This is a genomic window from Streptomyces sp. P9-A2, from assembly GCF_036634175.1.
GTDB classification, from domain to species: domain Bacteria; phylum Actinomycetota; class Actinomycetes; order Streptomycetales; family Streptomycetaceae; genus Streptomyces; species Streptomyces pratens.
The window spans coordinates 3,081,455-3,094,882 of record NZ_JAZIFX010000001.1 but is presented as its reverse complement, the minus strand read 5'-3'; the positions used below and the strand labels follow the sequence as shown (position 1 = coordinate 3,094,882).

Here is a 13,428-nt window from a genome sequence, read left to right as displayed (position 1 = left end):
CCCCCTTCGCGTACGGTTGACGGCTGCCCAGCACGTCAGAAGGGGGCCCGGTGGCCGCTCAGGCTCAGCAGGAAACCGCGGTCGATCCGGTTCACGATTCCGTTCGCGACCGGGAGATCAGCGGCGAACAGGAACACCTCGACCGGGTGTACCGACGGCTCGAGGAAAAAATCCACGAGGCGGAGTTCCTCATGCACGACGCCGCCCGGCGCGGCCAGGTCGGCACGCCCGGCGCGCTCGCCGAACGGGACGCCCAGGTCTTCCGGGCCGGCGTCCACCTCAACCGGCTGAACAACGAGTTCGAGGACTTCCTCTTCGGCCGGATCGATCTGCTCCTCGGCAAGGACGGCAAGAAGGGACCCGACGGCGCCTACACCGCCGTCGAACCCGCCGAGGGCGCTGTCCGCCCCGACCACACCGCGGACATCGCCGAGACGCTGCACATCGGCCGGATCGGCGTCCTCGACGAGAACTACACCCCGCTGGTCATCGACTGGCGGGCGCCCGCCGCCGCCCCGTTCTACCGGTCCACCCCGGTCGACCCGGGCCGGGTGGTGCGCCGGCGCGTCATCCGCTCCAAGGGCCGCAAGGTCCTCGGCGTCGAGGACGACCTCATGCGCCCCGAGCTGACGGCCTCCCTGGACGGCCGCGAGCTGCCCGTCATCGGCGACGGCGCGCTGATGGCCGCGCTCGGCCAGGCCCGGACGCACAGCATGCGGGACATCGTCGCCTCCATCCAGGCCGAGCAGGACCTGGTGATCCGCGCCCCCGCCGCCTCCGTGACCTACGTCGAGGGCGGCCCCGGCACCGGCAAGACCGCCGTCGCCCTGCACCGCGCCGCCTACCTGCTCTACCAGGACCGGCGCCGGTACGCGGGCGGCATCCTGATCGTCTCGCCCACCCCGCTCCTGGTCGCCTACACCGAGGGCGTCCTGCCCTCCCTCGGTGAGGAGGGCCAGGTCGCCATCCGCGCCATCGGCTCCCTGGTCGACGGCGCCGAGGCCACCCTGTACGACAGCCCGGCGGTGGCCCGCGCCAAGGGCTCGTCCCGCATGCTCAGGGTGATTCGCCATGCCGCGCGCGGCGCCCTGGAGAGCGCCGGCACGCCGACCCGGCTGCGCGTCGTCGCCTTCGGCCGGCGGATCGAACTGGACGCCGACGAACTGTCGGCCGTCCGCCACACCGCCCTCGGCGGCACCGCCCCGGTGAACCTGCTGCGCCCCCGCGCCCGCAGGCTGCTCCTGGACGCCCTGTGGAAGCGCTCCGGCGCGGGCGGCCGGCACACCGACCCGGAGCTGGCCGCCGAACTGCGCTCCTCTTTCGATGACGACATCACCACCGAGGACGACTTCCTCGCCTTCTTCGAGGCATGGTGGCCCGAGCTGACCCCGGCCGCCGTGCTGGACGCCATGGCCGACGAACGGCGCCTCGGCCGCTGGGCCCGGCGCGTCCTCGACCCGGGCGAGATCCGCAAGGTCGCCCGCTCACTGCGGCGCGGCGGCCGGTCGGTGCACGACATCGCGCTGCTCGACGAACTCCAGGCCGTCCTCGGCGCCCCCGCCCGACCCCGGCGCAGGCGGGAGCTGGACCCGCTGGACCAGCTCACCGGTCTTGAGGAACTGATGCCGGTGCGCGAGGAGTCGCAGCGCGAGCGGGCCGAACGCCTCGCCCAGGAACGCACCGAGTACGCCCATGTCATCGTCGACGAGGCCCAGGACCTCACCCCCATGCAGTGGCGCATGGTCGGCCGGCGCGGCCGGCACGCCACCTGGACGGTCGTCGGCGACCCCGCCCAGTCGTCCTGGTCCGACCCCGACGAGGCGGCACGGGCCCGCGACGAGGCCCTCGGCAGCAGGCCCCGCCGCCGCTTCGAGCTCACCGTGAACTACCGCAACCCGGCCGAGATCGCCGAACTCGCCGCCAAGGTGCTCGCGCTCGCCATGCCCGGCTCCGTGTCACCGAGGGCGGTGCGCTCCACCGGCGTCGAACCGCGCTTCGTGACCACGGGCAGGGGACAGGGACAGGGACAGGGACAGGGGCAGGGGCAGGGGCAGGGGCAGGTACAAACCCAGGTGCCGGTGCCGGTGCCGGTGCCGGTTCAGGCGCAGGGGAACGGCGTCGGTGCGGGGGCGTCGCTCGCCGGTACCGTGCGCGCGGAGACGGCCCGGCTGCTGGAGCGGGTGGACGGCACGGTCGGTGTGGTGGTCGCCATGCAGCGCCGCGAGGAGGCGCGGCGCTGGCTGGACGGGCTCGGAGACCGGGCGGTGGCCCTCGGCAGCCTGGAGGCCAAGGGCCTGGAGTACGACGCGACGATCGTGGTCTCCCCGGCCGAGATCGCCGACGAGTCCCCGGCCGGCCTGCGTGTCCTGTACGTCGCCCTGACCCGTGCCACCCAGCAGCTCACCGTCGTCTCGACCGAACGCGACGAACCGGACGCGTCCGGCGTCCCGGACCTGCTGAGGGACTGATCCACCGGCCGACCGTCGGCCGACCGTCGGCCGACCGGCGCCGATCGGCGTCCATCGGCGTCCGTCGGTAAATGGCCCGCTCGCGGGAATGGTTCTACGCCATCCGTTTGTTAACCTGGCAAGTGACACCGGCCCGATCCAAGCCCCCGGGCCCAACCTTCGTCGCTACGAGCGACCACTTGCCGCGAGGCGAGCATGGCGGGTCGGTGTCACTGAACAACCGAGAGGCCCATGTCACTTCCGGGTGACATGGGCCTCTCGCGTTGGCTTACGAACAGCCCTCGACTTCTCGTATGGTGGAACAGTCTTTCCGGCGGTTTTCGCAGCTACCCGCTTTCGCCGTGACCAAAACGTTCGCAATCGGATGCGGCTACCGCGTACTCGGCGGTAGGTGCGACGATCGGACGGCACAAAGCAGCTACACGGTAAAAGCAGAGGAAGTCGGCCATGGCAACGGCGCCCAGCGTCTCCTACTCGATGACCATCCGGCTGGAGGTGCCGGCGAGCGGAGCCTCCGTCTCTCAGCTCACCACCGCCGTGGAGTCCTCCGGCGGCACGGTCACCGGCCTCGACGTCACCGCGTCCGGCCACGAGAAGCTCCGTATCGACGTCACCATCGCGGCCACCTCCACCGGGCACGCCGAAGAGATCGTGGAGAAGCTCCGCGAGGTCGAGGGCGTCAGCCTGGGCAAGGTCTCGGACCGTACGTTCCTGATGCACCTCGGCGGCAAGATCGAGATGGCGTCCAAGCACCCCATCCGCAACCGCGACGACCTCTCGATGATCTACACGCCGGGTGTGGCCCGCGTCTGCATGGCCATCGCCGAGAACCCCGAGGACGCCCGCCGCCTCACCATCAAACGCAACTCCGTTGCGGTCGTGACGGACGGTTCCGCCGTGCTGGGCCTGGGGAACATCGGCCCGAAGGCGGCCCTGCCCGTGATGGAGGGCAAAGCGGCCCTGTTCAAGCGGTTCGCCGGCATCGACGCCTGGCCGCTCTGCCTCGACACGCAGGACACCGACGCGATCGTCGAGGTCGTCAAGGCGATCGCCCCGGGCTTCGCCGGCATCAACCTGGAGGACATCTCCGCGCCGCGCTGCTTCGAGATCGAGGCCCGGCTGCGCGAGGCCCTCGACATCCCCGTCTTCCACGACGACCAGCACGGCACCGCGATCGTCGTCCTCGCGGCCCTGACCAACGCGCTGCGGGTCACCGGCAAGGCGATCGAGGACATCCGGGTCGTCATGTCCGGCGCCGGCGCGGCCGGCACGGCCATCCTCAAGCTGCTCATCGCGGCCGGGGTGAAGAACGCCGTCGTCGCCGACATCCACGGTGTGGTGCACGCGGGCCGCACGGATCTGGTGGACGCCCCCGACGACTCCCCGCTGTGCTGGATCGGCCACCACACCAACCCGGAGAACCTGACCGGCACGCTGAAGGAGGCCGTGCGCGGCGCGGACGTCTTCATCGGCGTCTCCGCCCCGAACGTCCTCGACGGCGACGACATCGCCGCGATGGCCGACGACGCGATCGTCTTCGCGCTCGCGAACCCCGACCCCGAGGTGGACCCGGGCGTCGCCCGCCAGACCGCGGCCGTGGTGGCCACCGGCCGCTCCGACTTCCCGAACCAGATCAACAACGTGCTGGTCTTCCCGGGTGTCTTCCGCGGCCTGCTGGACGCCCAGTCCCGGACCGTCAACACCGAGATGATGCTCGCCGCCGCGCAGGCCCTGGCCGACGTGGTCACCGAGGACGAGCTGAACGCGAACTACATCATCCCGAGCGTGTTCAACGACAAGGTCGCGGGCGCGGTCGCCGACGCCGTACGGGAAGCCGCGAAGAGCACGGAGACCCCCGCCACGGCCGTCTAGCGGGGCCCCCATCGGGGGCCGCCTCGGCTGTGACCATCACCACGGTAGGTGTGCGCTCGGCGCGTCGTGGAACCCGTGACCCACGGCCGCCCTTTAGGGTGGCGGCCGTGACTCGGACTCCCGGTATCCGCGGTCCGCTGCCGGCAGCGGACGCAGCGTCACCGTGGGTCGGGCCGTGGGAGCCCCCCGGGTGACTCCCACGGGTGACTCCATAGGTGATATCGCTGCTCCTGCGGGTGCCGGATTGGCGTTACCGCCGCAGGTAGAGGCAGGATGCTCCACCGGGACCACGTTCAGGGGGCAGTACTCCAGGGGCGTGCGGGCCCGAATAAGTACCCGGGTCCGGGGGACTCACCGAGGACCCTGGCAGCATCGGCTTGGTCGTGCCCCAATCGCGGCCCCGCCGCGTGGCACGCCTCAACGGCAAGAAGAACACGGGAGTAACAACATGAACCGCAGTGAGCTGGTGGCCGCGCTGGCCGACCGCGCCGAGGTGACCCGCAAGGACGCCGACGCCGTGCTGGCCGCGTTCGCCGACATCGTCGGCGACATCGTCTCCAAGGGGGACGAGAAGGTCACCATCCCCGGTTTCCTGACCTTCGAGCGCACCCACCGTGCCGCTCGCACCGCGCGCAACCCGCAGACCGGTGAGCCGATCCAGATCCCGGCCGGCTACAGCGCGAAGGTCTCCGCGGGCTCGAAGCTCAAGGAAGCCGCCAAGGGCAAGTAAATCCTGCTGTTCGTACGTCCCGGGACGGCGTACGACGCACAGCGACGCCAAAGGGGCGGCCACCGATCAGGTGGCCGCCCCTTTGGCAAGGCTGTTTCCGGCCGGTCGAGCGCCCTGCCCGGAAGCTCGACCGGCCGGGTGGGTGGCGTCGGTGGCGGGGTTGTCGGGTTCTGTCCGTCAGCCGAGTGCCTTGCCGGGGAGTTCGACCTTCGCCCCCGGCTCCACCAGCTTGTCCATGCTGTGTCTGCCCGGGGGGCGACCCCCGGACCCCCGGCCGGGTGGGTGGCGCTGGTGGCGGGGTTGTCGGGTTCGGTCCGTCAGCCGAGTGCCTTGCCGGGGAGTTCGACCTTCGCCCCCGGCTCCACCAGCTTGTCCATGCTGTGTCTGCCCGGGGGGCGACCCCCGGACCCCCGGCCGGGTGGGTGGCGCTGGTGGCGGGGTTGTCGGGTTCGGTCCGTCAGCCGAGTGCCTTGCCGGGGAGTTCGACCTTCGCCCCCGGCTCCACCAGCTTGTCCATGCTGTGTCTGCCCGGGGGGCGACCCCCGGACCCCCGGCCGGGTGGGTGGCGCTGGTGGCGGGGTTGTCGGGTTCGGTCCGTCAGCCGAGTGCCTTGCCGGGGAGTTCGACCTTCGCCCCCAGCTCCACCAGCTTGTCCATGAAGTTCTCGTAGCCGCGGTTGATCAGGCCGATGCCGTGGACGCGGGACGTGCCCTGGGCGGCGAGGGCGGCGATCAGGTAGGAGAAGCCGCCGCGCAGGTCGGGGATGACCAGGTCGGCGCCCTGGAGCTGGGTCGGGCCCGAGACGACGGCCGAGTGGAGGAAGTTGCGCTGGCCGAAGCGGCAGCGGGAACCGCCCAGGCATTCGCGGTAGAGCTGGATGTGCGCACCCATCTGGTTGAGCGCCGAGGTGAAGCCGAGGCGGGACTCGTAGACCGTCTCGTGGACGATCGACAGCCCCGTCGCCTGGGTCAGGGCGACCACCAGCGGCTGCTGCCAGTCGGTCTGGAAACCCGGGTGGACGTCCGTCTCCAGGGCGATCGACTTGAGCCGGCCGCCCGGGTGCCAGAACCGGATGCCCTCGTCGTCGATCTCGAAGGCGCCGCCCACCTTCCGGTAGGTGTTCAGGAACGTCATCATCGAGCGCTGCTGGGCGCCGCGGACGTAGATGTTGCCCTCGGTGGCCAGCGCCGCGGACGCCCAGGAGGCGGCCTCCAGGCGGTCGGGGAGGGCGCGGTGGTTGTAGCCGCCGAGCTTGTCCACACCGGTGATGCGGATGGTCCGGTCGGTGTCCATCGCGATGATCGCGCCCATTTTCTGCAGGACGCAGATCAGGTCCTCGATCTCCGGCTCCACCGCCGCGTTGGACAGCTCGGTGACGCCCTCCGCGAGGACCGCCGTCAGCAGCACCTGTTCCGTCGTGCCGACGGACGGGTACGGCAGCTCGATCTTCGTGCCGCGCAGCCGCTGCGGGGCCTCCAGGTACTGGCCGTCCGCCCGCTTCTCGATCGTCGCGCCGAACTGGCGCAGCACGTCGAAGTGGAAGTCGATCGGCCGGCCGCCGATGTCGCAGCCGCCCAGTCCCGGGATGAACGCGTGCCCGAGCCGGTGCAGCAGGGGGCCGCAGAACAGGATCGGAATGCGGGACGAACCCGCGTGGGCATCGATGTCGGCGACGTTGGCGCTCTCCACGTGCGTGGGGTCGAGCACCAGTTCACCGGGCTCCTCGCCCGGGCGGACCGTCACCCCGTGCAGCTGGAGCAGCCCTCGTACGACCCGGACGTCACGGATGTCCGGAACATTGCCCAGCCGGCTCGGCTCACTGCCCAGCAGAGCGGCGACCATGGCCTTCGGTACGAGGTTCTTCGCACCGCGGACACGTATCTCCCCCTCCAGCGGGGTTCCGCCGTGGACAAGCAGGACGTCTTCAGCGCCGTTGACGGTCATGGATCTCGCGTTCCGTGGAGGGGGCAGGGGCCAGAAGGGCAAGGGTAGTCGCCCTCCATGCCCGTTCCACCAGCCCGTGCGCGGCCCGGTCCCGTCCCCGTGGCCACCGGGACACGAGCGGTTCCCCTCCGGCCACTGGGGGTCACCGCCGTCACCGTGCGCCGGAGGTGCTTCCGTACGCCCGCCGGGCGCCCGCGGCCCCGCTGGGGCCGTCCCGGACCGGCGGCCCATCAGGCCGCTCACGCGCCGGCCGGCCGTGTTCGCCCCCGTACCCCGATTGCCTCCCCACAGAAAGGGAAGATGCGGAATCATGTCTGGCATGACCGAGGTGTCCTCGCTCACAGGGCGGCTGCTCGTGGCCACGCCGGCCCTGGCGGACCCGAACTTCGACCGTGCGGTCGTGCTCCTCCTCGACCACGACGAGGAGGGCTCCCTCGGTGTTGTGCTCAACCGCCCGACCCCGGTGGGCGTGGGGGACATCCTGGAGGGCTGGGCGGGCCTGGCCGGTGAACCGGGGGTCGTCTTCCAGGGCGGCCCGGTGTCGCTGGACTCGGCCCTCGGCGTCGCCGTCGTCCCCGGTGGGACGGGGGGCGGGGCCGCCCCGCTGGGCTGGCGCCGGGTGTACGGGGCGATCGGGCTGGTCGATCTGGAGGCACCGCCGGAGCTGCTCGCGGCCGCTCTCGGCTCGCTGCGGATCTTCGCCGGCTACGCGGGGTGGGGCCCCGGCCAGCTGGAGGACGAGCTGCTGGAGGGCGCCTGGTACGTCGTGGAGTCGGAGCCCGGCGACATCGCGTACCCGGTGCCGGAGCGGCTCTGGCGCGAGGTGCTGCGCCGCCAGCGCGGCGAACTGGCGATGGTGGCCACCTATCCGGACGACCCTTCGCTCAACTGATGCGTGTGAGCTTCAGTACCCTTTGATTCATGAGCACTCTTGAGCCCGAGCGCGGGACTGGTACGGGGACCCTTGTAGAGCCGACGCCGCAGACCTCCCACGGCGACGGTGACCACGAGCGCTACGCCCACTACGTCCAGAAGGACAAGATCATGGCGAGCGCTCTCGACGGCACGCCCGTCGTGGCGCTGTGCGGCAAGGTGTGGGTGCCGGGCCGGGACCCGAAGAAGTACCCCGTCTGCCCCATGTGCAAGGAGATCTACGAGTCCATGAGCGGCGGCGACGACGACAAGGACAAGAGCGGCAAGGGCGGCAAGGGCAAGGGCGCCAAGTAGCCGCGCCGGCCCCGGCCTCGGGCCCCCGGACGCGTTTTGTGCGCCCTGGGGGCCTTTGTGGTGCCCGCGCGTTGCGCGGAGTGCGTCAGCCGGTCACAGAGTGGTGGAGACCTCTTGTGAACTGGTTCCTTCAGTCCCTAGCCTCCGGTGTTGTTGTGCACAGCGAAATCAGCGTTGCGCATGTTGCAACACCTCATCGGAGGATGCAGTCCATGAAGTTGTCCGTCCGCCTGGTCGCCCTCGCGGCCGTCCTCGCCACCGCCGCCTGCGCGCCCCAGACTTCGGGGGACTCCTCCTCCGACAAGGACGAGAAGACCGGGACCTTACGGGTCTGGCTCTTCCAGGAGGTCAACAACGCACCCAAGGAAAAGGTCGTCGAGTCCGTCGTCGCCGGATTCGAGAAGGCGCACGACGGCACCGAGGTCACCGTCGAGTACATCCCGGTCGAGACCCGCGCCGAGCGCATCAAGGCCGCCTTCAACGACCCGAAGTCCGCGCCCGACCTCGTCGAGTACGGCAACACCGACACCGCCGGCTATGTCAAGGACGGCGGACTCGCCGACGTCACCGAGGAGTTCGGCGACTGGGACGAGGCCAAGGACACCGACCCGACCGCCCGGCAGTCGGTCACCGTCGACGGCAAGGTCTACGGGACGCCGTACTTCGTGGGCGTCCGCGCCCTCTACTACCGCACGGACGTCTTCGACGAACTCGGGCTCGAACCCCCCGCCTCCCAGGCCGAACTGATCTCCACCGCGCAGAGGATCCGCGCCGCGAAGCCCGACCTGTACGGCATCGCCGTCGGCGGCGCCTACACCTACGGCGCGATGCCGTTCATCTGGGCCCACGGCGGTGAACTCGCCACCGGCAAGGGCGGCTCGTACGCCTCCGCGATCGACACCCCCGCCGCCCGCAAGGGCATCGACGCGTACACCTCCCTCTTCGGCGACGACAACTGCCCGGCCGCCAAGTGCGCCGGCATGGGCGGCAACGACACGGTGACCGCCTTCGCCTCGGGCAAGGCCGCCATGGCGATCGGCGGCGACTTCAGCCACGCCGCGATCGAGGCCGGGGCCGTGAAGGGCAAGTACGCCGTCGTGCCGCTGCCGGGCGTGAAGTCCGGATCCATCGCCCCCGCCTTCGCGGGCGGGAACAACCTCGGCGTCCTGAAGTCGACCTCGCACCGCACCCTCGCCGTCGACCTGATGCGACGGCTCGCCTCGAAGAAGGCGCAGGGCGAACTGTTCGACGCGATGGGCTTCCTGCCGACCTTCTCGGACGTGCGGCAGCAGGTGGCCGCCAAGGAACCGTTCCTGAAGCCGTTCGTCGAGACCCTCGCCGCCGACACCAAGTTCGTGCCGGCCTCGCCCGCCTGGGCGCGGATCGACGCCTCGCTGGTCCTGCCGACCATGTTCCAGGAGGTCGTCAGCGGCAAGAAGGACGTGGCGTCCGCGTCCGGGAACGCCGCGAAGAAGATGAACGAGGCATTCGGCTCGGTGGGCTGACCCGGTGGCCGCACCGGACACGGTGGCCGTGCGCAAGCGTCCCGCGCCCCGCACGGCCACCCCACCCCACAGGCCGCGGGGCCCGCAGAGCCCACGGGGCCGGGGCCGCGGGGCCGGCCTCACCCCCTGGCTCTATCTCGCCCCCGCCCTCGTCGTCCTCGGCGGGCTGCTCGCCTACCCCGTCCACCAACTCGGCCTGATCTCGCTCTTCCACTACACCCAGGCACAGGTCAGCGGCGGCGAACCGACCACCTTCCAGGGCCTGGGCAACTACAGGGAACTCTTCGCCGACGAGCAGTTCTGGCAGGTGCTGCTCACCACCGTCCTGTTCGCGGCGGCCTGCGTGGTCTCCACCCTGGCCGTGGGCTGCGCGCTCGCCGTGCTGCTCACCCGGGTGCGCGCCGTGCCCCGGCTCGCGCTGATGCTGGCCGCGCTCGGCGCCTGGGCGACCCCGGCCGTCACCGGCTCCACGGTGTGGCTGCTCCTCTTCGACGCCGACTTCGGCCCGGTGAACCGGCTCCTGGGCCTCGGCGACCACTCATGGACGTACGGGAGGTACAGCGCCTTCTTCCTCGTCCTGCTCGAAGTCGTCTGGTGCTCCTTCCCGTTCGTGATGATCACCGTCTACGCCGGCATCCGGGCCGTGCCCGCCGAGGTGCTGGAGGCCGCCGCCCTGGACGGCGCCTCGCAGTGGCGCGTCTGGCGCTCGGTGCTCGCCCCGATGCTCCGGCCGATCCTGGTCGTCGTCACCATCCAGTCGGTGATCTGGGACTTCAAGGTCTTCACCCAGATCTACGTCATGACGGGCGGGGGCGGCATCGCCGGCCAGAACCTGGTCCTCAACGTCTACGCGTACCAGAAGGCGTTCGCGTCCTCGCAGTACAGCCTGGGCGCCGCGATCGGCGTGGTGATGCTGCTGATCCTGCTCGCCGTCACGCTGGTGTACCTGCGGCTGCTGCGCCGCCAGGGGGAGGAACTGTGACCGTCGTGAGCCGGGCCGGGGCGCGCCGGGTGAATCCTGTGCGCGGGTTCGTACGGCGTCCGTGGCGGCTGGCCGCCGAGGCGACCGCGCTGGCGGTCGCGGTGGTGGTGGCCTTCCCGCTGTACTGGATGGTGCTGAGCGCCTTCAAACCGGCCGGCGAGATCGAGTCGGACCGGCCGCGGCCGTGGACCCTGAACCCCACCCTGGATTCCTTCCGACGGGTGTTCGGGCAGGAGGAATTCGGCCGGTACTTCCTCAACAGCGTGATCGTCGCGGGCTCCGTGGTGCTCGCCTCCGCACTCATCGCCTTTCTCGCGGCGACCGCCGTGACGCGATTCCGGTTCCGTATGCGGACCACCCTGCTGATCATGTTTCTGGTGGCCCAGATGGTGCCCGTGGAGGCGCTGACGATCCCGCTGTTCTTCCTCATGCGGGACGCGGGCCAGCTGAACACGCTGTGGTCGCTGATCCTGCCGCACATCGCGTTCTCGCTGCCGTTCGCGATCTGGATGCTGCGGGGGTTCGTGAAAGCCGTTCCCGACGCGCTGGAGGAGGCCGCCTACATCGACGGCGCGAGCCGCGCGCGGTTCCTGTGGCAGATCCTTTTTCCGCTCGTTCTGCCGGGGCTGGTGGCCACCAGCGTTTTTTCCTTCATCTCCACCTGGAACGACTTCCTGTTCGCCAAGTCCTTCATCATCAGCGACATCTCGCAGTCGACACTGCCGATGGCCCTGCTGGTCTTCTACAAGCCGGACGATCCCGACTGGGGCGGCGTGATGGCGGCGTCCACGGTGATGACGATTCCGGTGCTGGTCTTCTTCGTACTCGTACAGCGACGCCTGGTCTCCGGACTGGGCGGCGCGGTGAAGGACTGACATGACATCGCCGACGGAACTGATTCCCGCGCCCCGCAGCGTCGTCACCGGCTCCGGCGAGGTACGGCTGACGGAGCACTCCCGGCTCTACGCCGGTCCCGCGACGGAGGGCGTCGGACACTGGCTGGGCACCGTCCTCCGGCAGGCCACCGGCCTGCCGTTTCACGAGGGACGGGAGCTCGACGACACGGACGTCGACGGCATCGGGCTCCAGCTCGACCCCGGGCTCGGTCCCGAGGAGTACCGCCTCGTCAGCGACCCGAACGGCGTCCTGATCGAGGGCGGCAGCGCGGCCGGTGTCTTCCGGGGCGCCCAGACGCTGCGGCAGCTCCTGGGCCCCGACGCGTACCGCAGGGCCCCGCTCGGCCGCGACCGGGTCCGGACCGTGCCGCACGTCACGATCGAGGACGCCCCCCGCTTCCGCTGGCGCGGCCTCATGCTCGACGTCGCCCGGCACTTCACGCCCAAGGAAGGCGTACTGCGTTATCTCGATCTGATGGCCGCGCACAAACTCAATGTCCTGCACTTCCACCTGACGGACGACCAGGGTTGGCGCATCGAGATCCAGCGCTACCCGCGGCTGACGGAGGTCGGATCCTGGCGCGCCCGGACGAAACTCGGCCACCGCGCCTCACCCCTGTGGAACGACACACCGCACGGCGGCCACTACACCCAGGACGACATCCGGGAGATCGTCGCCTACGCGGCCGAACGGCATATCGCCGTCGTCCCCGAAATCGACGTGCCCGGCCACTCGCAGGCCGCCATCGCCGCGTATCCGGAACTCGGCAACACCGACGTCGTCGACACCTCCTCGCTGACCGTCTGGGACACCTGGGGGATCAATCCGAACGTACTCGCCCCCACCGACACCACACTGCGCTTCTACGAAGGAGTGCTCGAGGAAGTCCTGGAACTGTTTCCCGCCGACGCGACGGGCGCCCCGGGGCATTCGTCGTTCGTCCACATCGGCGGCGACGAATGCCCGAAGGACCAGTGGCGTGCGTCGGACATCGCGCGGAAACGGATCGCCGATCTCGGCCTGGCCGACGAGGACGCCCTCCAGTCCTGGTTCGTCGGGCACTTCGCCGGCTGGCTCGCCGAACGGGGCCGCCGGCTGATCGGCTGGGACGAGATCCTCCAGGGCGGCCTCGCCCCGGGCGCCGCCGTGTCCTCCTGGCGCGGCTACGCCGGCGGGGTCGCCGCCGCCCGCGCGGGGCACGACGTGGTCATGTGCCCCGAGCAGCACGTGTACCTGGACCACCGCCAGGACGCGGGCCCCGAGGAGCCGGTACCGATCGGGTACGTGCGCACCCTGGAGGACGTCTACCGGTTCGAACCCGTGCCGGCGGAGCTGACGCCCGAGGACGCCGGGCGGGTGCTCGGCACCCAGGCCAACGCCTGGTCCGAGGTGACGGAGAACCAGGCGAGGGTGGACTACCAGGTCTTTCCCCGGCTCGCCGCCCTCGCCGAGGTCGCCTGGAGCGCGCTGTCCGCCCCCGCGGAACGGGACTTCGCGGACTTCGAGCGCCGGATGGCCGCCCACTACCGGCGACTCGACGCCCTCGGCGTGGCCTACCGCCCGCCCACCGGCCCGCTGCCCTGGCAGCGGCGCCCCGGCGTACTGGGCCGCCCCATCGACGGCCCACCCCCGAACCGGTAGCCCCCGGCCCGGTCCGCCTCGGCCCGGCACACCCCCGGCCCGCCCCATCCCGAACAGGCCGCACGGAAAAGTCGCAAGGATCATCGAACGGTACCAATTCGAGCACACGGGCGATGGGGCCCCAAAACGGGTCAAGTGGCCTGTGAGGTGGGCGAACGTCTC

General features: G+C 70.7%; 10 protein-coding genes. 9 read left to right on the top strand and 1 reads right to left on the bottom strand.

What is annotated here, in order from left to right; genetic code table 11:
- Positions 1-50: 50 nt before the first annotated feature.
- The 3 genes from V4Y04_RS13980 (at position 51) to V4Y04_RS13970 (ending at position 5,070) form a co-directional block, all read left to right on the top strand.
- A complete protein-coding gene (locus V4Y04_RS13980) occupies positions 51-2,468 on the top strand; it encodes a HelD family protein (RefSeq protein ID WP_332428134.1) in 2,418 nt (805 codons plus the stop codon).
- 447 nt (positions 2,469-2,915) lie between these two features.
- Positions 2,916-4,340: an NAD-dependent malic enzyme gene (locus tag V4Y04_RS13975; protein WP_332428132.1), complete on the top strand. Its 1,425-nt coding sequence runs from the start codon at positions 2,916-2,918 to the stop codon at positions 4,338-4,340.
- A gap of 448 nt (positions 4,341-4,788) precedes the next feature.
- A complete protein-coding gene (locus V4Y04_RS13970; protein WP_332428130.1) occupies positions 4,789-5,070 on the top strand; it encodes an HU family DNA-binding protein in 282 nt (93 codons plus the stop codon).
- Between the two features lie 597 nt (positions 5,071-5,667).
- Here V4Y04_RS13970 and murA read toward each other — a convergent pair.
- A complete protein-coding gene (gene murA, locus V4Y04_RS13965) occupies positions 5,668-7,014 on the bottom strand; it encodes a UDP-N-acetylglucosamine 1-carboxyvinyltransferase (RefSeq protein WP_332428128.1) in 1,347 nt (448 codons plus the stop codon).
- Positions 7,015-7,333: 319 nt separating this feature from the next.
- On the opposite strand from murA, the gene V4Y04_RS13960 reads away from it, so the two are divergent.
- The 6 genes from V4Y04_RS13960 (at position 7,334) to V4Y04_RS13935 (ending at position 13,266) form a co-directional block, all read left to right on the top strand.
- Positions 7,334-7,906 carry a YqgE/AlgH family protein gene (locus V4Y04_RS13960; RefSeq protein ID WP_332428126.1) on the top strand — a complete coding sequence of 191 codons (573 nt, stop codon included), beginning with the start codon at positions 7,334-7,336 and terminating at the stop codon, positions 7,904-7,906.
- Between the two features lie 29 nt (positions 7,907-7,935).
- The gene (locus tag V4Y04_RS13955; protein WP_332428125.1) at positions 7,936-8,241 is read left to right on the top strand and encodes a DUF3039 domain-containing protein; all 306 of its coding nucleotides are present in this window, start codon (positions 7,936-7,938) and stop codon (positions 8,239-8,241) included.
- A 212-nt stretch (positions 8,242-8,453) separates the two neighbouring features.
- Positions 8,454-9,746, top strand: coding sequence for an extracellular solute-binding protein (locus V4Y04_RS13950; RefSeq protein WP_332428124.1), 1,293 nt, complete (start codon positions 8,454-8,456; stop codon positions 9,744-9,746).
- 4 nt (positions 9,747-9,750) lie between these two features.
- On the top strand, positions 9,751-10,728 hold the full coding sequence (locus V4Y04_RS13945; protein WP_443080012.1) for a carbohydrate ABC transporter permease: 978 nt from the start codon (positions 9,751-9,753) through the stop codon (positions 10,726-10,728).
- 29 nt (positions 10,729-10,757) lie between these two features.
- Complete coding sequence (locus V4Y04_RS13940) at positions 10,758-11,603, top strand: carbohydrate ABC transporter permease (RefSeq protein ID WP_332432833.1); 846 nt, start codon at positions 10,758-10,760, stop codon at positions 11,601-11,603.
- A 1-nt stretch (position 11,604) separates the two neighbouring features.
- Positions 11,605-13,266, top strand: a complete 1,662-nt coding sequence (locus tag V4Y04_RS13935; RefSeq protein WP_332428123.1) for a beta-N-acetylhexosaminidase — start codon at positions 11,605-11,607, stop codon at positions 13,264-13,266.
- The last annotated feature ends 162 nt before the right edge of the window (positions 13,267-13,428 follow it).

What these genes read in the sequence shown, in the direction of transcription:
- V4Y04_RS13950 (WP_332428124.1), top strand. Translation starts at nt 8,454, where the DNA reads ATGAAGTTGTCCGTCCGCCTGGTCGCCCTCGCGGCCGTCCTCGCCACC.
- V4Y04_RS13970 (WP_332428130.1), top strand. Translation starts at nt 4,789, where the DNA reads ATGAACCGCAGTGAGCTGGTGGCCGCGCTGGCCGACCGCGCCGAGGTG.
- V4Y04_RS13935 (WP_332428123.1), top strand. Translation starts at nt 11,605, where the DNA reads ATGACATCGCCGACGGAACTGATTCCCGCGCCCCGCAGCGTCGTCACC.
- V4Y04_RS13960 (WP_332428126.1), top strand. Translation starts at nt 7,334, where the DNA reads ATGACCGAGGTGTCCTCGCTCACAGGGCGGCTGCTCGTGGCCACGCCG.
- V4Y04_RS13975 (WP_332428132.1), top strand. Translation starts at nt 2,916, where the DNA reads ATGGCAACGGCGCCCAGCGTCTCCTACTCGATGACCATCCGGCTGGAG.
- V4Y04_RS13955 (WP_332428125.1), top strand. Translation starts at nt 7,936, where the DNA reads ATGAGCACTCTTGAGCCCGAGCGCGGGACTGGTACGGGGACCCTTGTA.
- murA (WP_332428128.1), bottom strand. Translation starts at nt 7,014, where the DNA reads ATGACCGTCAACGGCGCTGAAGACGTCCTGCTTGTCCACGGCGGAACC.